Genomic DNA, 18948 nt, shown 5'->3' on the forward strand with positions numbered 1-18948 from the left:
CCGGCCGAGTGCTGGCCGAGCCCCACCCTGCTGGAGCGCCACTGATGCCGCCACGGCCGTTGGATTATCTGTACATCGCCGCCACGATCGCCTTTACCGTGTATGGCCAATTGATCCTCAAATGGCGGATCGCCAAGCTGGGCCCCCTGCCCGCCGAGGCGTTCGACAAACTCAAGTTCCTGGTGTCGTTGCTGTTCGACCCGGCGATCTTTTCCGGATTCGCCGCGGCGTTCCTGGCTTCGCTGGCATGGATGGCGGCGATGACCCGGTTCGAACTCAGCCACGCCTATCCTTTCATGAGCCTGAATTTCGTCATCGTGCTGTTGCTGAGCGGCTGGCTGTTGAGCGAACCGCTGACGCTGCAACGCGCGGCTGGCGTTGCGCTGATCGTGGCCGGGACCGTGGTTGCCGCGCGTGGCTGAGCCGCTCGCGCAGCCTCCCGCTTCCGAGTGGCGTCAGTGGCTGGGGGCGCTGCTGGTCGTCCTGTTGCCGGTGCTGGCGCTATGCACCCTCTATTCGCCGCGCTGGGAAACCAACGACGACGTCGGCATGGCGATGCTGGCGCATGGTTACGGCATGGCCGCTGTCGGCTCGCCCAATCTGGTGTTCTCCAACGTCGTCTGGGGTTACATCGTGCGCCTGCTGCCCACGCTGGGCGGCATCGATGGCTATACGCTTGCGACATTCGCGGCGCTCGTCCTGGTCGGGACCACCCTGCTGCATTGTCTCAGGCGCCTGGGCAACGGCTGGGTAGTGACGGGCAGCGTTCTGCTTCTGGTGTTGCTGCGCCCAGTGCTGCTTCCGCAGTTCACCGTCAACGCCGGGCTGCTGGCCGTCGCTGCGGTGGCTTGCCTGCGCCTGTATGCCCACGCGAGGCGCGTTCCGGCGCTGTGGCTGGGTACCACGCTGCTGTTCCTGAGCGGCATGGTGCGCAGTCACGAATGCCTGCTGGTCGTGCTGATCGCGCTGCCACTGCTGCCCTGGCGCGCATTGACCCAAGGGCATGCGCCGCGCTGGGCGGCCGCGGCGCTGTGCGTGGCGCTGCTGGCCGCCGCGCTGCTGGACCGGCATGCCTACGCCACCCCGGCGTGGAAGGACTTCAACGACCTGAATCTGGTGCGGGCCGCGTTCACCGATTTCGGCGCCGGCGACTACCTCAACAAGCGCCCCGACATCCTGGCGCGCCACGGCTATACGACGAACGACATCGAGCTGCTGAGCCGCTGGTTCTTCGCCGACCCGCGCATCGCCGATCCGGTCGCATTGAAAGCCATGTTGGCCGAAGCCGGAACGATGCCGCTTCGCGAAAACGGATTGGCCACCGGCTGGCAAGGCATCCGCGCGCTGTGGCACCCGAACCTGCTGCCCTTGCTGATTGCCGCGCTGTTGCTTGGCGTGCTGCTGCCCAGCCGCAAAGTCGCCGCTGCCTGGCTGCTTTGCGCTTTGGCCGTATTCGCGATGGGTGCGCTGGGCAGGCCGGGCGTCCTGCGCGTCTACGTGCCACTGATCGCCTTGCTCACCGTGGCGCCGCTGCTCCTGGGCAATGCAGGCCGCACCGGCAGACGTCCTGCGATCCTGGCCGTCGTGACGCTTGCGGCCTTGGCCAATGCGTGGCTCTCCGCCGCCGCATGGCAGACCGCGCAACGCGCAGACGAGCAGGCGCGCAGCGACCTGGCATCCCTTCCGCACGGGTCGATCGTGGTGTGGGGCGCCACCTTCCCCTACGAGGCCGTGTACCGGCCATTCACGCGTGCCGCCGAGCACGACAGGTACCGGTTGTACGCCCTGGGCGCCTTTACCCTGGTGCCGAACTCCGTCGCCAGGCACGAAGATCAGGCTGGACGCGGATTCGTCGGCCTGCTGCAGCGGCGCGAGGGAGTGACAATCCTCGCCAACGAGCAACGCCTGCAATGGCTGGACCTGTATTGCAGGCAGCGCCTCCAAGGCGAGCCGGCGCAATTGCAGGCGTGGCATGCCGGCGCACTGCTGGCCAGCCGCCACCGATGCACGGCGGCGCGGTGACGGCCCACGGCTGCGCCGCTTCGCTTCCACCAGACCACTCCTTCAAGACCGCGGACACGTATCGAATGAGCACCGATTCCATCCCCTTCAACTGGCCGCACATGACCGGGAAGGAGCTGTACTACATCGCCGAGTCGCATTTCAACGGCCGCCTTGCCGGCGACGGTCCGTTTACGCGGCGTTGCCACGACTGGCTGCAGAGGCACACCGGCGCACGCGCGCTGCTGACCCACTCCTGCACCGCGGCGCTGGAGATGGCCGCCTTGCTGCTGGACATCCAGCCCGGCGACGAGATCATCATGCCGTCGTACACCTTCGTTTCCACCGCCAATGCCTTCGTCCTGCGCGGCGGCGTTCCGGTGTTCGTCGATATCCGCGAAGACACGCTGAACCTGGATGAGCGCCTGATCGAAGCCGCCATCACCTCCCGCACCCGCGCCATCGTGCCGGTGCACTACGCGGGCGTCGCCTGCGACATGGACGCCATCCTCGACATCGCCGCGCGCCATGGCCTGAAGGTGATCGAAGATGCGGCGCAGGGGGTGATGGCCAGCTACAAGGGACGCGCACTGGGCGCGATCGGCGACATCGGCGCCTACAGTTTCCATGAGACCAAGAACGTGATCAGCGGCGAAGGCGGCGCCCTGCTGATGCGCGATGCCGCGTTGGCACAGCGCGCGGAGGTGATCCGCGAGAAGGGCACCGACCGCAGCCGCTACTTCCGCGGCGAAGTGGACAAATACACCTGGCAGGACGTCGGCTCCTCGTTCCTGCCGGGGGAGCTGACCGCCGCCTTCCTGTGGGCGCAGCTGGAAGAGGCCGACCGCATCACCCAGGACCGGCTGCGCAGTTGGGCCCGCTATCACGCCGCCCTGGAATCGCTGGAACGCGACGGCAGCATCCGCCGCCCGATCGTCCCCGACGATTGCCAGCACAACGCGCACATGTATTACGTCCTGCTGCATCCGCAGGCCGATCGGCAGCGCGTGCTGGAAACGCTGCGCGCCGCCGGGATCGGCTCGGTCTTCCACTACGTGCCCCTGCACGACTCGCCCGCCGGCAAGCGCTATGGCCGAGCCGCGGGCGAACTGCCGATCACGCAGCGGCAGTCCAAGCGCCTGCTGCGCCTGCCGCTGTGGACGGGGCTGAGCGCGGCGCAGCAGGACCGGGTGGTGGACGTCTTCACGCGCGCGCTCGGCTGAGCCTTTCCGCACACGCGCCGACGCGCGGCCGCAGCCGCGCCTGACAACGGGAATTCACATGGCCGCGCACTGGAAGAAGCTGGGACTGGTATTCAACGCGAGCGGCCAGGCGCCTTGGCTGCATGCCTATGCCGCCGTACCGATTGCCGAGCGCCTCGGCGACAGCGATCGCTACCGGATCTATTTCAGCAGCCGCGACGCGGCGAACCGCAGCTTCACCTCGTGGGTCGTCGTCGATATCCGCCATCCGCAGCGCATCCTCGATGCCGCCACCGCGCCGGTGCTGCAACCTGGAGGCCTGGGCGAATTCGACGACAGCGGCGCGATGGCGACCTGGCTGGCGACGCACCGCGGCCGGCGCTACCTGTACTACATCGGCTGGAACCTGGGCGTGACCGTGCCCTTCCGCAATTCGATCGGCCTGGCAACGTCAGCCGGAGCCGAACAGCCGTTCGCGCGCCACTTGCCCGGGCCGATCGTCGACCGCTCGGCCACCGAGCCGCATTTTTGCGCGAGCTGCTGCGTGATGCCGGGCGACGATCTCTGGCGCATGTGGTATCTGTCGTGTACCGGCTGGGAGCTGCAGGACGGGACGCCAAGGCACCGCTATCACCTCAAGTACGCCGAGTCCGACGACGGCATCGCCTGGCGTCGCGACGGCGAGATCGCGATCGATTACGCCGATGCCGACGAATACGCCATCTCCCGTCCCTGCGTGATCCGCGATCCCGACGGCTGGCGCATGTGGTACTCGTATCGCGGCGCCGCCTACCGCATCGGCTACGCCGAGTCCGCCGACGGTCGACGCTGGCAGCGACTGGACCATCTGGCGGGGATCGCACCCTCGCCCAGCGGCTGGGATTCGCAGATGATCGAATATCCCTTCGTGTTCGATCACGAGGGCGAACGCTACATGCTCTACAACGGCAACGACTACGGCCGCAGCGGATTCGGGCTCGCGGTTCTGGAACGCGGCTAGGCCAGCCACACACCCGCGCCGAGCACGCCGCTCACTCCGGCCACTGCGCCAGCCGCTGCGGCGCGATGCCGACCCGGCGGCAGGCGCGCTGCGCGATGCCGTCGTTGAGCGCGATGCGGAACAGCGGCGCCAGCCCCCGCAGCACCCGCGACGCGACCGCGGCCTGGGCGCGTTGCAGGCGCCCGTGTCCGAGCATCGCGCTCGCCCACGGCGGCAGCAGCGCCGCGCCGGCGCCCAGGAACAGCTCGCGCGACAGGCCCGCCGCCGGCACCGGCAGGCGCAGCCCGGCCAGCACCGCGAGCACCTCGCGCGATCGCGCATCCACCCGCAGTTGCGGGCGCACCTGGGCGAAGTAGTCCAGCACCTCGCGCTCGCTGGCCGGCACCGCCTGCGCGCCCAGCGCCTCGGCCACGCGTCGGCCCTCGGCGTAGTAGCGATCGGCGATGGCGACCGGCACCGCGCGGCAGTAACGGCGATAGCCCTGCAGGAAGCCGTAGGCCTCGGTGACGTGCACCCAGGTCAGCAGCGCCGGATCGTCGGCGGCATAGGCGCGGCCGTCGGGCGCGTGGCCGCGGATCCGCGCGTGGATGCTGCGCACGCGCGCGATCAGGCGCTGCGCTTCGGCCGATGGCGCATAGCTGGTGGCGGCGACGAACTGGGTGGTGCGGCGCAGGCGCCCGACCAGGTCCTCGCGGAAGTTGGAATGGTCGTAGACGCCGGCCAGCGCCAGCGGATGCAGGGTCTGCAGCAGCAGCGCGCACAGGCCGCCGGAGAGCATGCCGGGGAACTCGGCGTGGATGCACCAGGTAACGCTGTCGGGACCGAACAGGCCGGCATCGCCGAGCGGCTGGTCGTAGTCGATCCCGCCCTGGCCGCGCGGGAATACGTCCAGCACCCAACGGCGGATCCGGGCAGCGGCGGGAGCGGTGAGGGTACGCAGCATGGCGGTCATCGCGGCATGGTAGCGGGCGGCGATGCATGCGCCGTGCAAACCGGTGCGCGCAGACTTGGCGACGGTGCCCAGGGCTCCCGGCCGCAACAGCGCATTGCCGCGCGGGTTTCATGTGCATCTGCAACATGCCAATTCCGGCCACTGTGCTAGAAAGAAGCTGCTTCAAGATCGCCCGAGACACCGCCGTCCGCCACCGCATCTGCAGGGAGCCTGTCATGATCGCTTTGTTCAAGGGGTTGGGGTTGTTGCTGGAGGACAACGCGCTGCACCAGCGCTCGTTCCCGGAACAGGTCGCGCATTGGCAGCACAAGAGCGAGGCGCAGCTGCGCTCGGAAGTGGATCTGCTGGCCAAGGCCAAGCAGCAGTGGCTGGTGGTCTCGATCATCGGCTGGCAGGCGATTTCGCTGATCATCCTGGGCGTCATCACCAACCAGCTGTGGCAGCACGACTACCACCTGACCTTCTCGCGCATCGTCATCGTGGTCAGTTCCTGGGTCGCGATCCTGTTCGTGATCTGGTTCATCGCCAACATGTTCGACCGCACCGCCGGCTTCGAGCGCTGGCTCACCGCCTTCAACAGCCGCGAGCCGCTGTCGGCCGACGCGGATACCGTGGAGTGCGTCGCCGACGCGCTGAACATGGCGCGCAAGTATCCGGAGATCCTCGAGTACAAGCGCGAGGTGGTCGCCAATCGCGAACTGCGTCACGAGGACATCCGCATCATGCGCGAGATGGGCCGCATCCGCCTGCATGCCGAACTGGTCGCCGCGCTGATCCAATTCGAGGGCGTGCCGCCTGGCGGCCAGAACGGCGTGCTCCGCGTCGCCGGCTGAGCCGGCCGACGCGCATCGCAGCGATCGCGTGCGGATCCACAGCACGCGCGTTGCATCCGCCTCGACATCGGAGAAGGGCGCGACGGTGCCTGCCGGCCGCCGCCATGGCGGCCACCGCCGCACCCTGATGTCGTCAGGGCACCGCACTGACGCATCCACCGTAACGCACACAGCGCCGGCATCGGCGCTGCAGCCCCCCAGCGCCGGCGTCATCCGCGCTGGAGCGCCTGCGCTGTCCTGGCGACAGCTCAGGGCTGCCTGTCGCCAGCAGCGCCCTGGATGCGCCGCTGCGGTAAGTGCCGGTCCGGCCTTCTCGATCACCGGCCGCCGCTGCAGCAAACGCCCCCGCTTGCCCGACCGCCCGCGTGCGCGGCCGCGGCTTGCCCTTGCCTGGCGAGCGCCCGGCGCCGACGGACGGGTCTTCGCAATCGCCACATCGCGAAATATAATCATTCTCGATTAGCCCCTCCCCACCCCACGGTCTCGATGAAACTGCACCCCCTCCCGTTCGCCTGCCTGCTCGGCATGGCGGCTTCCACTGCTGCGCGCGCGGCCGACGACACCGCCGATACCGCGCAGGCCACCGCCCTGCCTGCGGTGCAGGTCCGCGCCGAGGCAGCCCACAGCGGCTTCCGCAGCACCAGGCCGGCGCAGTCCGACAAGTCGGACACGCCGCTGGCGCAGACGCCCTTCTCGATCACCGTGGTGCCGCGCGCGCTGCTGGACAGCCAGCAGGCGCAGACCCTGGCCGATGCCTTGCACAACGTCTCCGGCGTGGTCGCCAACACCTATGGCCGGCGCGGTTGGGACGACCTGATCATCCGCGGCCAGACCGCGTCCGACTCGCTGTTCGTCGATGGCCTGCGCACCGCCTCCAACAACCGCGTCGCCGAGCAGCTGTTCGGCATGCAGCAGGTGGAAGTGCTGAAGGGCCCGGCCTCGCTGCTGTACGGCCAGGTGCTGCCGGGCGGGCTGGTCAACCTGGTCAGCAAGCGGCCCGAAGCCACGCCGCTGCGCCGCGCCGAACTGGGCGTGGGCAGCGATGGCCTGCAGCAGGGCAGCTTCGATCTGAACCAGCCGCTGTCGGCCAACGGCAAGACCGCACTGCGGCTCAACGGCCTGGCGATGAATGCGGACGATCCCACCGACCACGTGTATTTCCGCAGCCGCTGGATCGCACCGGCGCTGTCGCTGGACCTGGGCGAGCGCACCGACTTCGTGCTCCTCACCAGCTACCAGGAACGCGACTACATCCGCCAGCAGGGCCTGCCCTGGGAAGGCAGCGCCGAGGCCAACCCCAACGGCAAGATCGATCGCTCGCTGTTCACCGGCGAACCCGCGCAGCCGCCGTACCACAGCCACCAGAGCCGCATCGGCTACGTGCTGGACCATCGCTTCGACAACGGCTGGACCCTGCACCACGCCGCGCGCTGGCAGGAATTCGGATTGGACGGCTTCATCATCGCCAACAACGGCCTGGCCGCCGACCTGCGCACGCTGCGCCGTACCGCCACCGACCAGCACTACGACGGACGCACCTGGGTGCAGGACACCTACCTGCAGCGCGGCTTCGCCACCGGCGCCTGGCAGCACACGCTGACCGCCGGCGTGGACGCGTTCAAGACCTGGGAATGGAACGTGCAGTCCACCTGCCGGGTCGGCACGCTGGACGTGTACGCGCCGGTCTATGGCGGCGCGGTCACCTGCCCGGCCACGCCCAGCCGCGACAACCTCAGCGTGGTCACCTCCGGCGGCCTGTACCTGCGCGACCGCATCCAGTTCACGCCCGATTGGCAGCTGCTGCTGGGCGTGCGCCACGACCGCAGCCGCAACCTCAGCGAGGACTACCTCACCGGCACCAACACGCGCAACGACGCCAGCGCCACCACCGGCTCGGCCGCGCTGATGTTCGACGCCGGCGGCGGGCTGCACCCCTATGCCAGCGTCGCCACCTCGTTCTATCCCAACGTCGGCACCGACGCGCAGGGCGCGCAGTTCGATCCGGAGCATGGCCGCCAGGTGGAGCTGGGGGTGAAGATGGAACTGGACGCGGGCACCAGCCTGAGCGTGGCGCTGTACGACCTGCGCCGGCGCAACGTGCTGCAGACCGATCCGGTCAACGACGGCTACAGCATCGCGGTCGGCGAGCAGCGCAGCCGCGGCCTGGAGCTCAACGCCGCCGCCGACCTGGGCAGCGGGGTCAGCCTGTTCGCCGGCTACGCCTACACCGATGCAGTGGTCACCGACGACGGCGGACAGAGCGTCACCACCGTCGGCGACCGTTTGTACAACGTGCCCAAGCACAGCGGTTCGCTGTGGCTGCAGTACGCGCCGCACGGCGCGGACGACGGCTGGACCTTCAGCGGCGGTGCGCGCGCCGAAGGCGAGAAGACCGCCTACGGCCATCGCATTCCCGGCTACGCGGTGTTCGATGCCGGTCTCGCCTACCGCCAGGGCCATTGGCGCTATGCGTTGAACCTGAAGAACGCGTTCGACCGCGACTATTTCGCCGGCGGCCTGCAGCGCGCCGTGGCACTGGGCGACCCGCGCACACTGCTGTTCTCGGTGGGCGTGGACTACTGAGCTGCCGAGCGCGTGTTGCTCCTGGCAGGAAGTTCAGCGGCCCCGGCGCCATGTCGCGGCTGAAGCCGCTCCTACAGTGCACCCGGCGAGTCGCCCGCGCGCTTCCTGTAGGAGCGGCTTCAGCCGCGACGAACGAAGCGATCCTGCTATCCGACTTCGGAAACAGTCGGGACTGAAGTTCACCACAGTGCACCTAGCCGGTCCGCCGCAAGCCCCTTGTAGGAGCGACTTCAGTCACGACGCGCGGACTCAGAAACCGCTGCGAATTTGACAACCTGTCGCGGCTGAAGCCGCTCCTACAGTGCACCCATCGAGTCGCCCGCGAGCTTCCTGTAGGAGCGGCTTCAGCCGCGACGAACGAAGCCATGCTGCTATCCGGTTTCGGAAACAGTCGGGACTGAAGCTCCCCCACAGTGCACCTAGCCGGTCGGCCGCAAGCCCCTTGTGGGAGCGACTTCAGTCGCGACGCGCGGAGTCAGAAACCGCTGCGACTTTGGCAACCTGTCGCGGCTGAAGCCGCTCCTACAGTGCACCCGGCGAGTCGGTCGCGAGCTTCCTGTATGAGCGGCTTCAGCCGCGACGAACGAAGCCATGCTGCTATCCGGCTTCGGAAACAGTCGGGACTGAAGTCCCTCCCACAATGCACCCAGCCGGCTCGTCGCAAGCCCCTTGTGGGAGCGACTTCAGTCGCGACGCGCGGAGTCAGAAACCGCAAGAGTAGCGGGGCCCAATCCCGAGACGCCAGCCACCCCTCAGCCCTGCGCGCACGGCTGCGGCGCGGCCGATGTCTCGGGCGCGACGCATTGGCCGAAGTCGCGCGGCAGGCCGCCGATCTCGCGGCGCTGGCCGACCTGCAGGTCGAACTCCTGCAGCATGCGCGGCGCGCACCGGGCCGCCGCTGCATTGCCGGCGGCCGCGGTCGGCGCCGCGCAGGCGGCGTAGACCTGGTAGTGGCAGCGCCCGCTGCGGCTGTCGACGCAGCGGAACGTGGCCAGCCCGCCGCGGTAGCTGGTGCGGCTGAAGATCACCGCGGCCCCGCGCTCGCTGGTGTGCACCACGGTCTCGCGGTGGGCGTCGGTGGACAGGTCGAAGGCGGCGTGACCCTGACATCCGACGATGCCGAGCAGACACGACCACAGCGCGGAGAGCAGACGCATGGCGAATTCCTTGTTCCAGTGCGGAGATGCGGGAGGCGGCGCTTACATGCCGCGAAACAGACTCATGTACGGCAGGCTGACGGTCAGCACTTCGTCGCGGTGGCGCAGCTTCATCCGGCCCTTGCCGGTGTCGTCGCGGACCACCGAGGCCACCGCCTTCAGGTTGACGATGGTGGACCGGTGGATCTGCCGGAACGCGGCCGGATCCAGCACCTCCAGCAGTTCGCGCAGCGGCGTGCGCAGCAGCGCTTCGCCGTCGCGGGTCAGCACCGTGGTGTACTTGTTGTCGGCCTGGAAATAGACCACGTCGTCGAGCAGGATCAGCCGCGTCTCGCGGCCGCTGTTGGCGGTGATCCAGGCCAGCGGCGGCGGTGCGCTGGGCGATGGCGGGCGTTGTCCCAGGCGTTGCAGCAGCGCATCCAGCACCGCCACGTCCGGCCCCTGCGCGGCGCGCGCCTGCAGCCGCTGCACGGTCGCCTGCAGGCGCTCGCGCACGATCGGCTTGAGCAGGTAGTCCACCGCGCCCTGCTCGAACGCATCGATCGCGTACTGGTCGTAGGCGGTGACGAACACCACCTGCGTGCGCGGACTCAACTCGCCCAGCGCGCGCGCCACCTCGATGCCGCTCAGGCCGGGCATGCGGATGTCCAGGAAGGCCACGTCCGGCTGGTGCTCGGCCAGGCGCTCCAGCGCGCTGGCGCCGTCCTCGCATTCGGCGACGATGCGCAGCTGCGGCCAGACGTCGCCGAGCAGCCCGACCAGTGCGGTGCGCAGCAGTTCCTCGTCTTCGGCGATGACGGCGTCAACCATGACCGGCTCCTGACGGCAGCGGCGGCGGCGGGGGTGACGACGGCGACGGCGGATACGGCAAGGTGATCGTCGCGGCCACGCCGCTGGGGAAGTTGGACACGATCGCGAACGTGGCCGCGCCGGCATAGGTCAGGCGCAGGCGCTCGCGCAGGTTCTTCAGGCCGATGCCGGTGCCGCTGGACTGGCTGTTGAACCCCAGGCCGTCGTCGGCGACGGTGATGGTGGCGTGGTCGTCGAACGCGCGCGCCAGGATCCAGACCGTGCCGCCGCCGGGCTTGGGTTCCAGGCCATGCTTGATCGCGTTCTCGACCAGGGTCTGCAGCATCATCGACGGCAGCGGCAGGGTCTTCATCGCTTCCGGCACCTGCAGTTCCAGCTGCAGCCGCGCGCCCATGCGGATCCTGAGGATCTCCAGGTAGGCCTGGGTGCGTTCCAGTTCCTCGGCGAGCGAACTCAGCGCGTCCTCGGCGCTGGGCAGCGAGCGGCGCAGGTACTGGATCAGGTAACCGAGCATCAGGTCGGCGCGCGGCGGATCGGTGCGCGCCAGCACCTGCGCGCTGGCCAGGGTGTTGTACAGGAAGTGCGGCTCGACCTGCGCGTGCAGCAGATTCAGCCGCGCCACGGTCAGCTCCTGATCGGTGGCGGCCTGCTTGGCGGCGGCCTGCTCGTCGCGGCGCAACTCGGCGACGCGGCGCGCCACCGCGCGGCTCAGCGCCTCGGCGTTCTCGTAGTTGCTGCCCTCGTCGACCGCGAACAGGTCGATCCAGGCGCTGGCGTCCGGTTCCAGCAGCAGGGTCAGGCTGCTGGTGCCGGCGCCGGGCGTCAGCGTGGCCAGCACCTGGTTGCGCTTGACCGCGAAGCGTGCGGCCAGGTTCCAGCGCGATGGCGTGCGGCCGTTGTACGGATCGATGCGACGCACCTTGGCGCGCACCTGCAGGCTGTCGGCGGCGCTCTCGATCTCTTCCACCCGCGGCAGTTCGCGCACCGCCGCATCGACCAGCGCGAACGCCTCGCGGGTGTCCAGCGGGATCTCGATCTGGCGGCGCTGGCGGCTGGACAGGGTGGCGTTGTCCAGCCGCCCGGCGATCAGCCAGACCCGGCGCAGATGGGTGATGCCGGCGACCAGCGCCGACAGCATCAGCAGCATCGCCAGCAGGCCGAAGAACCAGCCGGGCCGGTCTTCCATGCCGTAGAACAGGCCGCTCCAGACGAAGCCGGCGACGATCACCGCCGCGACCCAGGCGCACAGCAGGCGGAGAATCAGGGACACGCTGGAAAACATGGCGGCGGGGATCGGTGACATGGCCGCGAGCATAGCCGCGGCAGCGCAGGCCGCCAGTCCCCTTGCGACAAAACCATGCACGTGCGGACGGAACCTCGGATCGGCGGAGCCAAACCGCGGCGCCGCGTCGGCCGTGCGTCCGCGCGCGCCTAGCGCGGGCATGCCGCAGCGACGCGGGTGCGCACGCTCGCTTAGACTTCGCCCGTCACGATCAGGAGTCCGGCATGCACCGACGACACTTCCTGCGCAGCGGCGCACTGGCCGCCACCGCCTTCGGCGCCGGTCCCCTGCTCGCGCAGCCACGACGCGGTGCCGCGGTGCCGCAGCCAGCGCCGCTGCCGCGCCTTCCCGCGGCGGCCGCCCCCGCGGCCGCCTTCGCGGCGCCGGCGCCGCTGGCGCCGATCCGCGCCAGCGCCGACCGCATCGTCGCGCTGCACGCGTGCACGCGGCCGTTCCGCGCGCAGGGACCGCGCATCGAGGCCGAACGCATCGGCCGCAAGACCGTGATCCACAACTACGGCCATGGCGGCAGCGGCTGGTCGCTGTCGTGGGGATCGGCGGCGATCGCCACGCAGCTGGCGCGCGCCACCGGCCAGACCCAGCTGGCGGTGATCGGCTGCGGCGCGATCGGCCTGACCACCGCGCTGGTCGCGCAGCGCGCCGGGCTGCGCGTGCGCATCTACGCCAGGGAGCGGCCGCCGGAAGTGCGTTCCTCCTTCGCCACCGGGGTGTGGTCGCCGGATTCGCGGGTGTGCAGCAGCGCCTACGCCACGCCCGAGTTCGGGCGGCGCTGGGAGCGGATGGCGCGCACGTCGTTCGACATGTACCAGAATCTGCTCGGCCTGCCCGGCGACCCGATCGAGTGGCGCGACGGCTACGTGTTGTCGGATGTGCCGTTCGACCAGCCCAGCGGCCATGGCGGCAACGGCGAACCCGACTACCCGCCGCTGGAGGCGCAGTATCTGGCCGACCTGGGCCCGCGCTCGCAGCCGCTGGCGGCAGGCCAGCATCCGTTCCGGGTGGCGCACGTGCGCCGCTACACGCAACTGGTGTTCAACATCAGCGCCTACGCGCGGCTGCTGCTGGACGATTTCCTCGCCGCCGGCGGCGAGATCGAGACGCGCGAGTTCGCAAGCCCGCGCCAGTTCGCCGACCTGCGCGAGAAGACCCTGGTCAACGCCACCGGCTACGGCGCGCGCGCCCTGCTCGGCGACGACAGCCTGGTGCCGGTGCGCGGACAGACCGCGCGGCTGGTGCCGCAGCCGGAAGTGACGTACGGGCTGGTCTATCGCGGCCACAACCTCAACGTGGTGCCGCGCCGCGACGGCATCCTGGTGCAGGCGCAGGCCGACGGCGATTTCGGCAATCCCGATGCCACTTCGGACCGTGCCGCCTCGGAAGCGGCGGTGGCGCGGCTGGCCACCCTGTTCGCGTAAGCGGCGCCGCGACGCGCCGCATGCCGGCCACGCCGTGGTGGCCGCGGCGTCGGTTCGCAGGAGCCGGAGCGCCTCGGTAGACGGAGATGCCGCCTACGCGCCGCAGCGCGCTGGTTCGCTTGCCACGCCGAGGCGGCCGTGGCAGTGCCGAAACCCGTCGTCTCGATCCGCGGGCGCGGTGCACGCGCTTCGCTCGCGGCCAGCATGCGCTCGCCTTGCTGTCGCCTCCGCGACCAGCCGGCATGCGTGGCGTGCACGTGCGCTACAGCCGGCTGACGCTGCGGATGCGGATCTCGTCGCTGTCCACGCCATGCCGCTGCGCGGCCTGCGCGCGCAGCTGCTGCAGCAGGCGTTGCGGGTCCAGCGGCGCAGCGTCGTCCCAGCTGTGCGCCAGCGTGCCCCAGGCCACGCGCTGGCCGAAGCTGTAGGCGTCGTAGTCGGCCAGGTAGTGGCGCGCGCGCTCAGGTGCCGACGTGGACATCGCCTTCGTAGCCGTTGCAGCCCAGGTGTTCCAGCGCGATCGACAAGGCCAGCGCGTAGCTCTGCGCGCAATAGCCGCCGACCTGCCCCACGCGCTGCCGCGAGGCCGCGCACAGGCAGGGTTCGCGCTGGTCGCAGGCATCGTCGTGCACTTCCACGTAAGGCCGGCCGAGGTGCGCGACCGCGGCGGCGGTGGCGGCGCTGTCCGAGCACGCGCCCGGATCCAGCAGCAGCATTTCCACCGCCGCCGCGTCGGCCTGGGCCAGCGCCTGCAGCAGTTCGCTCTCGCTGGCGCAGCCGCGCACCGCCAGGGTCTTGCCGGCACGGCCGGCGTGCTCGAGCAATTGCCGCATCACCCGCGGCGCAATGCGCGCCGGGCGGCCGCGATGGCCGGCCACGCAGTCCGGGCCGCGCAACAACAGGATCGACATGGCGGCGCCCTCAGTTGGCCAGTGCCGCACGCGCGCCGAGATGGCGCGCGGCCACACCCAGCGCGATCGCGTAGCTGTCGGCGAGCGCGCCATTGGCGATCACCGTCAGCAGCGGCGCGTGGCGCGGATGCAGCAGCGGCTCCAGCGCCTGCGCGCTGGCGTCGTGCACTTCGATGTAGGGATGGCCCAGCGCATCGAGCGCCTCGCGCAGGTGCGCGCCGTGATCGGCCAGGTCCGCGGCCGGCAGCTCGCCGGAGTCCAGCAGCACCAGTTCGGTCTCGTCGTGCGCACCCTGCTGCAGCCGCGCCACGATCTGCGCCGCATCGGCACAGGCCACCGGCACCACCCGGGCGCCGGACGCGCCGGCCAGGCGCCGCGCAACGGCAATGGCCGGCGCATCGCGGTGCGGGCCTTGAATCACCAAAATCGACATGGAACACATCCAACGGAAAGGACGCTGCAGACTCTAGGCCTGTGCCGCGTAAGCGCGCCATTGCGGTAGGCGGCTGGGGCGTAAAGCTTGCGTAAGAAGTGCCGGGATTGGGGATTCGGCATTGGGGATTCGAAAGAACGCAAGCCGGCAGAGCCACGCTTCGCGACCCACCGCTTTTGCGAATCCCCAATCCCGAATCCCCAATCCCGGAAGTGCGGCGCCGCCGCGCTTCTGCGATCATCTCCGGTTTCCCGCTGCCGACGCCGCCAGGAACCCTTCCATGACCCAAACCGCCTTGCGCCGCGATGTCGGCCCATTCGCCCTGATGCTGACCGGCCTGGGTTCGATCATCGGCTCCGGCTGGCTGTTCGGCGCCTGGCGCGCGGCCGGGCTGGCCGGCCCCGGCGCGGTCTGGGCCTGGCTGCTGGGCGCGGCGATCGTCACCACCATCGCCCTGGCCTATGCCGAACTGGGCGCGATGTTCCCCGAGTCCGGCGGCATGGTCCGCTACAGCCACTACTCGCACGGCTCGCTGGTCGGTTTCATCGCCGGCTGGGCCAACTGGATCGCGATCGTGTCGGTGATTCCGGTCGAGGCCGAGGCCTCGGTGCAGTACATGGCCTCGTGGCCGTGGCAGTGGGCGCAGGATCTGTACGTGCAGCAGCCCGGCGGCGCCGGCGAGCTGTCGGTGCCGGGCCTGTACATCGCCGCGGCGCTGGTGCTGGTGTATTTCCTGCTGAACTTCTGGAGCGTGAAGCTGTTCGCGCGCTCCAACAGCCTGATCACCGTGTTCAAGCTGGTGGTGCCGGCGCTGACCGGCGTGGCGCTGATCGCCAGCGGGTTCCACAGCGAGAACTTCAGCGTCGGCCTGCACGGCGGCACGCATACGATCGATTTCGCCGCGGTGCTGACCGCGGTGGCCACCGCCGGCATCGTGTTCAGCTTCAACGGCTTTCAGAGCCCGGTGAACCTGGCCGGCGAAGCGCGCGATCCCGGGCGCAGCATCCCGTTCGCGGTGCTCGGCTCGATCGCGCTGGCCACGGTGATCTACCTGATCCTGCAGGTGGCCTACATCGGCGCGGTGCCGCCGGAACTGCTGGCCAAGGCCGGCTGGCACGGCATCGATTTCCGCTCGCCGTTCGCGCAGCTGGCGATCATCGTCAACCTGCATTGGCTGGCGATGCTGCTGTACGTGGACGCCTTCGTCAGCCCCAGCGGCACCGGCATCACCTACACCGCGACCACCGCGCGGATGATCTACGGCATGGAACGCAACGGCACCCTGCCGGCGGTACTGGGCAAGCTGCATCCGCACTGGGGCGTGCCGCGCCCGGCGATGTTCTTCAACCTGGCGGTGTCCTACCTGTTCCTGTTCTTCTTCCGCGGCTGGGGCACGCTGGCGGCGGTGATCTCGGTGGCCACGATCATCTCCTACCTGACCGGCCCGATCAGCGCGATGGCGCTGCGCCGGCACGCGCCGGAGATGCACCGCCCGCTGCGCATCTTCGGCCTGCCGGTGCTGGCCGCCACCGCCTTCGTGCTGGCCACCGAGCTGCTGTACTGGGCGCGCTGGCCGCTGACCGGCGAGATCATCGTGCTGATGCTGGTGGCGCTGCCGGTGTACGCCTACTACCAGCACCGCCAGGGCTGGAAGGACTTCGGCAAGCACCTGCGCGGCGCCAGCTGGCTGATCGCCTACCTGCCGACCATCGCGCTGCTGTCGTGGGCCGGCAGCACCACCTTCGGCGGCCATGGCTACCTGTCCTATGGGCCGGACCTGATCGTGGTCGGCGTGGTCGCGCTGGGCTTCTATTTCTGGGGCGTGCGCGCCGGCTGGCGCACGCCGTCGCTGCAGCAGGCCAGCGCCGGCTGAGGCCGGCGTCGGCGCGGGGTCAGCGCAGCGCCTGCAGCAGGCGCGAGACCAGCGTGGCGCCGACGAACCCGGGCAGGCTGCACAGCAACGCCATGGTGAAGGTCTCGATGAAATCGCGCCGCGTGTCCAGTACCGCGAACGCGATGCCGAGGCAGATCAGCGACAGCAGCAGCCCGACCACGCCGATCCGCGCATGCGCGCGCCAGCCGTGCAGCCGCGGCCAGTACCACGCGGCGACAGCGCCGGTCAGCAGCGCCGGCACCGCGCCGAACAGATAGGAAAACAGCGAGATCGCCAGCGCCCCCGCCAGCGCATCGATCGGCGCGTCGCCGCCATCCAATGCGCCGAACAGCAACAGCGGCAGCGCCACCACGAACGTTCCCAGCGGCGGCCCCCCGATCAGGAACGCCAGCACCACGCCGGTGCGCACCAACCCGGGATGCAGCGGGTCGACGGCATCGGCCGCATCGGGCAGGGTGTCTTGCCCGACCGCAGGCGCAGGCGGGTGGAGCGTGTCCGGCGCCGCCGGCGCGACGTCCGGCGGGTCGGCGGACACGCCTCAGCCCCGGCTCACTGCCGCTGCGCCGCGCTGGCGTCGCGGGTGGCGCGGAACTCCGAGTCGCTGCTCCAGTTCGGCCATTGCGGCGAGTTGGCCAGCTCGCTGCCCAGCGTGTACAGCACCTGCAGGTCGCGCGCGGCGCCGGCGAAGGTCCAGCTCGGCAGCCATTCGTCGCCGGGCTGGTGATAGCGCTTGGCGGTGTAGTCGTCCGACGCCGCCTTGCCGGCCTTGACCCCGCCATCCACCCAGTCCTGCCCGGCCGAGAACGACAGCGCCGGCACGCCGCGCTTGGCGAAGGAGAAGTGGTCGGAGCGGAAGAAGTAGCCGGCTTCCGGCTTCGGGTCCGGCGTGTAGCGCAGGTCCCAGCGCTTGGCGACCGTCTTCAGATCGTCGAGCAGGTCCAGCTTGGCGGTGCCGTAGATGCCGAAATCGCGCGACGGGCCGAACGGGCTCATGCCGTCCATGTTGATCACCGCCACCGTGCGCGCCAGCGGATACAGCGGCTTGGACGCGTAGTACTCCGAGCCGAGCAGGCCCTTCTCCTCGGCGGTGACCGCCAGGAACACCACCGAGCGCTGCGGCGCCGGGCCCTTGGCGAACACGCGTGCCAGTTCCAGCAGCGCGGCGGTGCCGCTGGCGTTGTCCAGCGCGCCGTTGAAGATGCGGTCGCCGTTGGCGTCGGGCGCGCCGACGCCGATGTGGTCCCAGTGCGCGGTGTAGATCACGCTGTCGTCCGGATGGGTGCTGCCGGGCAGCCGCGCGACCACGTTGTGCGAAGTGATGACCTCCGACTTCACCGCGTAGTCGGCATGCAGGCGCTCGCCCTTCAGTTCCACCGGCTTGAACTCGCGCGATTGCGCCTGCTTCTTCAAGGCCTCGAAATCCAGCCCGGCGCGCTTGAACAGGTCCACCGCCAGGTCGCGCTGGATCCAGCCTTCGAGCGTGGGATGCGCGGCCTTGGGATCGTCGCGGACCACGTCGAACATGCTGTTGGTGTTGGAGCTGGCCACCGTGGCCCAGCCGTAGGAGGCCGGGGCGGTCTCGTGCACGATCAGCACGCCGGCCGCGCCCTGCCGCGCGCCCTCTTCGTACTTGTAGGTCCAGCGGCCGTAGTAGGTCATGCCCTTGCCGTCGAACGCGCCCTTGCCGGTCTCGAAGTCCGGGTCGTTGATCAGCACCACCGCGATCTTGCCCTTCAGGTCCACGCCCTTGAAGTCGTCCCAGCCGCGCTCCGGCGCCTTGACCCCGTAGCCGACGAACACCAGCGGCGCGCCGTCGATGGCGACCTGGCTGCTGCCGTCGAGCGCGGCGCGCACGGCGATCTGCTGGCCCTGGGTCAGCGCCTGGCGCTGGCCGCCGGCCTCGACCGCCACCTGCGGCGTGCCGACGATGTCGGCGCGGCGCAGCGGCACCGCCTGCGTCCACAGGCGCTTGCCGTCCTGCAGGTCGCCGCCCGGCTGCAGGCCCGCGGCCTGGAACTGCGCGCTCAGGTAGGCCACGGTCTTGTCCTCGCCCGGCGTGGCCGGCGCGCGGCCTTCGTACGCGTCGGAAGACAGCGTCTTGACGTCGGCGGAAATGCGCTTGGTGTCGAAATTCGGTGCCGACGGCGGCGCCGCCATCAGTGCGCCGGAAATCGCCAGCGCCAGCATGCCCATGATCGGTCGCTTCACTCTTGCCCCTTGGATGGATGTACCCGCCCGAGTGTAGCGACGCCGGCGGCGAGCGGCCAAGCAGGGCCGGCACCGCCCAAAAAGACGTGACGCACTGCTCGGATTGCCATCTGCGCATGCTCTAATCGCCGCGCTCGCCAAGCGCATCGCAGCGCTCGTGGACAAGCCGCCCTTCTGTGCCGGCAATCACGACGCCCGCCGCATCGGCTCCCGATGATGGCCGCCATGCGCCCCGCCGGCGCCCCC

Annotated in this window: 17 protein-coding genes; 8 read left to right on the forward strand and 9 right to left on the reverse strand. The window is 69.9% G+C overall.

What is annotated here, in order from left to right:
* The first annotated feature begins 8 nt into the window (after positions 1 to 8).
* From AB8810_RS20650 to AB8810_RS20665, 4 genes are all read left to right on the forward strand, one after another.
* Positions 9 to 422 (forward strand): EamA family transporter, encoded by a 414-nt coding sequence (locus AB8810_RS20650; protein ID WP_369914723.1) that lies wholly within the window; start codon positions 9 to 11, stop codon positions 420 to 422.
* On the forward strand, positions 415 to 2022 hold the full coding sequence (locus AB8810_RS20655) for a hypothetical protein (protein ID WP_369914724.1): 1608 nt from the start codon (positions 415 to 417) through the stop codon (positions 2020 to 2022). Before AB8810_RS20650 ends, AB8810_RS20655 begins: the two co-directional genes overlap by 8 nt.
* A 65-nt stretch (positions 2023 to 2087) precedes the next feature.
* Entirely contained in the window at positions 2088 to 3224 is a 1137-nt protein-coding gene (gene rffA, locus AB8810_RS20660; protein ID WP_191825337.1) for a dTDP-4-amino-4,6-dideoxygalactose transaminase, read from the forward strand.
* 58 nt (positions 3225 to 3282) lie between these two features.
* Entirely contained in the window at positions 3283 to 4203 is a 921-nt protein-coding gene (locus AB8810_RS20665) for a hypothetical protein (protein WP_191825336.1), read from the forward strand.
* A gap of 31 nt (positions 4204 to 4234) precedes the next feature.
* On the opposite strand, the gene AB8810_RS20670 is transcribed toward AB8810_RS20665, so the two are convergent.
* The gene (locus AB8810_RS20670; RefSeq protein ID WP_369914725.1) at positions 4235 to 5155 is read right to left on the reverse strand and encodes an oxygenase MpaB family protein; all 921 of its coding nucleotides are present in this window, start codon (positions 5153 to 5155) and stop codon (positions 4235 to 4237) included.
* Between the two features lie 215 nt (positions 5156 to 5370).
* On the opposite strand from AB8810_RS20670, the gene AB8810_RS20675 reads away from it, so the two are divergent.
* Both AB8810_RS20675 and AB8810_RS20680 read left to right on the forward strand, forming a co-directional pair.
* Positions 5371 to 5988 (forward strand): hypothetical protein, encoded by a 618-nt coding sequence (locus AB8810_RS20675; protein ID WP_179568904.1) that lies wholly within the window; start codon positions 5371 to 5373, stop codon positions 5986 to 5988.
* 486 nt (positions 5989 to 6474) lie between these two features.
* The gene (locus AB8810_RS20680) at positions 6475 to 8571 is read left to right on the forward strand and encodes a TonB-dependent receptor (RefSeq protein ID WP_369914726.1); all 2097 of its coding nucleotides are present in this window, start codon (positions 6475 to 6477) and stop codon (positions 8569 to 8571) included.
* A 752-nt stretch (positions 8572 to 9323) separates the two neighbouring features.
* Here the strand turns inward: AB8810_RS20680 and AB8810_RS20685 are convergent.
* The 3 genes from AB8810_RS20685 to AB8810_RS20695 are packed head-to-tail and all read right to left on the reverse strand — an operon-like array spanning position 9324 to position 11820.
* On the reverse strand, positions 9324 to 9728 hold the full coding sequence (locus AB8810_RS20685; protein ID WP_369914727.1) for a hypothetical protein: 405 nt from the start codon (positions 9726 to 9728) through the stop codon (positions 9324 to 9326).
* Positions 9729 to 9770: 42 nt separating this feature from the next.
* Entirely contained in the window at positions 9771 to 10538 is a 768-nt protein-coding gene (locus AB8810_RS20690) for a LytTR family DNA-binding domain-containing protein (RefSeq protein WP_179568910.1), read from the reverse strand.
* Complete coding sequence (locus AB8810_RS20695) at positions 10531 to 11820, reverse strand: sensor histidine kinase (RefSeq protein ID WP_206258204.1); 1290 nt, start codon at positions 11818 to 11820, stop codon at positions 10531 to 10533. Before AB8810_RS20695 ends, AB8810_RS20690 begins: the two co-directional genes overlap by 8 nt.
* Before the next feature lie 224 nt (positions 11821 to 12044).
* Here AB8810_RS20695 and AB8810_RS20700 point away from each other — a divergent pair, with 224 nt between their 5' ends.
* On the forward strand, positions 12045 to 13256 hold the full coding sequence (locus AB8810_RS20700) for an FAD-dependent oxidoreductase (protein WP_369914728.1): 1212 nt from the start codon (positions 12045 to 12047) through the stop codon (positions 13254 to 13256).
* 262 nt (positions 13257 to 13518) lie between these two features.
* Here AB8810_RS20700 and AB8810_RS20705 read toward each other — a convergent pair whose 3' ends face one another.
* From AB8810_RS20705 to AB8810_RS20715, 3 genes are read right to left on the reverse strand one after another with little or no spacing between them, the layout of a single operon-like run.
* Complete coding sequence (locus AB8810_RS20705) at positions 13519 to 13737, reverse strand: hypothetical protein (RefSeq protein WP_179568914.1); 219 nt, start codon at positions 13735 to 13737, stop codon at positions 13519 to 13521.
* Positions 13718 to 14167, reverse strand: a complete 450-nt coding sequence (locus AB8810_RS20710; RefSeq protein ID WP_179568916.1) for a type II 3-dehydroquinate dehydratase — start codon at positions 14165 to 14167, stop codon at positions 13718 to 13720. Before AB8810_RS20710 ends, AB8810_RS20705 begins: the two co-directional genes overlap by 20 nt.
* 10 nt (positions 14168 to 14177) lie before the next feature.
* A complete protein-coding gene (locus AB8810_RS20715; protein WP_179568918.1) occupies positions 14178 to 14600 on the reverse strand; it encodes a hypothetical protein in 423 nt (140 codons plus the stop codon).
* Between the two features lie 280 nt (positions 14601 to 14880).
* Between AB8810_RS20715 and AB8810_RS20720 the strand changes: the two genes are divergently transcribed.
* A complete protein-coding gene (locus tag AB8810_RS20720) occupies positions 14881 to 16473 on the forward strand; it encodes an APC family permease (protein WP_369914729.1) in 1593 nt (530 codons plus the stop codon).
* Between the two features lie 19 nt (positions 16474 to 16492).
* Here the strand turns inward: AB8810_RS20720 and AB8810_RS20725 are convergent, their stop codons facing one another.
* The gene (locus tag AB8810_RS20725; protein WP_338123914.1) at positions 16493 to 17029 is read right to left on the reverse strand and encodes a hypothetical protein; all 537 of its coding nucleotides are present in this window, start codon (positions 17027 to 17029) and stop codon (positions 16493 to 16495) included.
* A gap of 14 nt (positions 17030 to 17043) precedes the next feature.
* A complete protein-coding gene (locus AB8810_RS20730) occupies positions 17044 to 18702 on the reverse strand; it encodes a M28 family metallopeptidase (protein ID WP_179568922.1) in 1659 nt (552 codons plus the stop codon).
* Positions 18703 to 18948: the final 246 nt, after the last annotated feature.

Origin of the sequence: Xanthomonas sp. NCPPB 3005 (assembly GCF_041228095.2) — a bacterium.
GTDB lineage: Bacteria > Pseudomonadota > Gammaproteobacteria > Xanthomonadales > Xanthomonadaceae > Xanthomonas_A > Xanthomonas_A bonasiae.

Excerpts from the sequence above, each read along its gene's own strand:
- AB8810_RS20720 (WP_369914729.1), top strand. The coding sequence starts at position 14,881 with ATGACCCAAACCGCCTTGCGCCGCGATGTCGGCCCATTCGCCCTGATG.
- AB8810_RS20700 (WP_369914728.1), top strand. The coding sequence starts at position 12,045 with ATGCACCGACGACACTTCCTGCGCAGCGGCGCACTGGCCGCCACCGCC.
- AB8810_RS20675 (WP_179568904.1), top strand. The coding sequence starts at position 5,371 with ATGATCGCTTTGTTCAAGGGGTTGGGGTTGTTGCTGGAGGACAACGCG.
- AB8810_RS20690 (WP_179568910.1), bottom strand. The coding sequence starts at position 10,538 with ATGGTTGACGCCGTCATCGCCGAAGACGAGGAACTGCTGCGCACCGCA.
- AB8810_RS20715 (WP_179568918.1), bottom strand. The coding sequence starts at position 14,600 with ATGTCGATTTTGGTGATTCAAGGCCCGCACCGCGATGCGCCGGCCATT.
- AB8810_RS20680 (WP_369914726.1), top strand. The coding sequence starts at position 6,475 with ATGAAACTGCACCCCCTCCCGTTCGCCTGCCTGCTCGGCATGGCGGCT.
- AB8810_RS20665 (WP_191825336.1), top strand. The coding sequence starts at position 3,283 with ATGGCCGCGCACTGGAAGAAGCTGGGACTGGTATTCAACGCGAGCGGC.
- AB8810_RS20710 (WP_179568916.1), bottom strand. The coding sequence starts at position 14,167 with ATGTCGATCCTGTTGTTGCGCGGCCCGGACTGCGTGGCCGGCCATCGC.
- AB8810_RS20685 (WP_369914727.1), bottom strand. The coding sequence starts at position 9,728 with ATGCGTCTGCTCTCCGCGCTGTGGTCGTGTCTGCTCGGCATCGTCGGA.
- AB8810_RS20670 (WP_369914725.1), bottom strand. The coding sequence starts at position 5,155 with ATGACCGCCATGCTGCGTACCCTCACCGCTCCCGCCGCTGCCCGGATC.
- rffA (WP_191825337.1), top strand. The coding sequence starts at position 2,088 with ATGAGCACCGATTCCATCCCCTTCAACTGGCCGCACATGACCGGGAAG.
- AB8810_RS20705 (WP_179568914.1), bottom strand. The coding sequence starts at position 13,737 with ATGTCCACGTCGGCACCTGAGCGCGCGCGCCACTACCTGGCCGACTAC.
- AB8810_RS20695 (WP_206258204.1), bottom strand. The coding sequence starts at position 11,820 with ATGTTTTCCAGCGTGTCCCTGATTCTCCGCCTGCTGTGCGCCTGGGTC.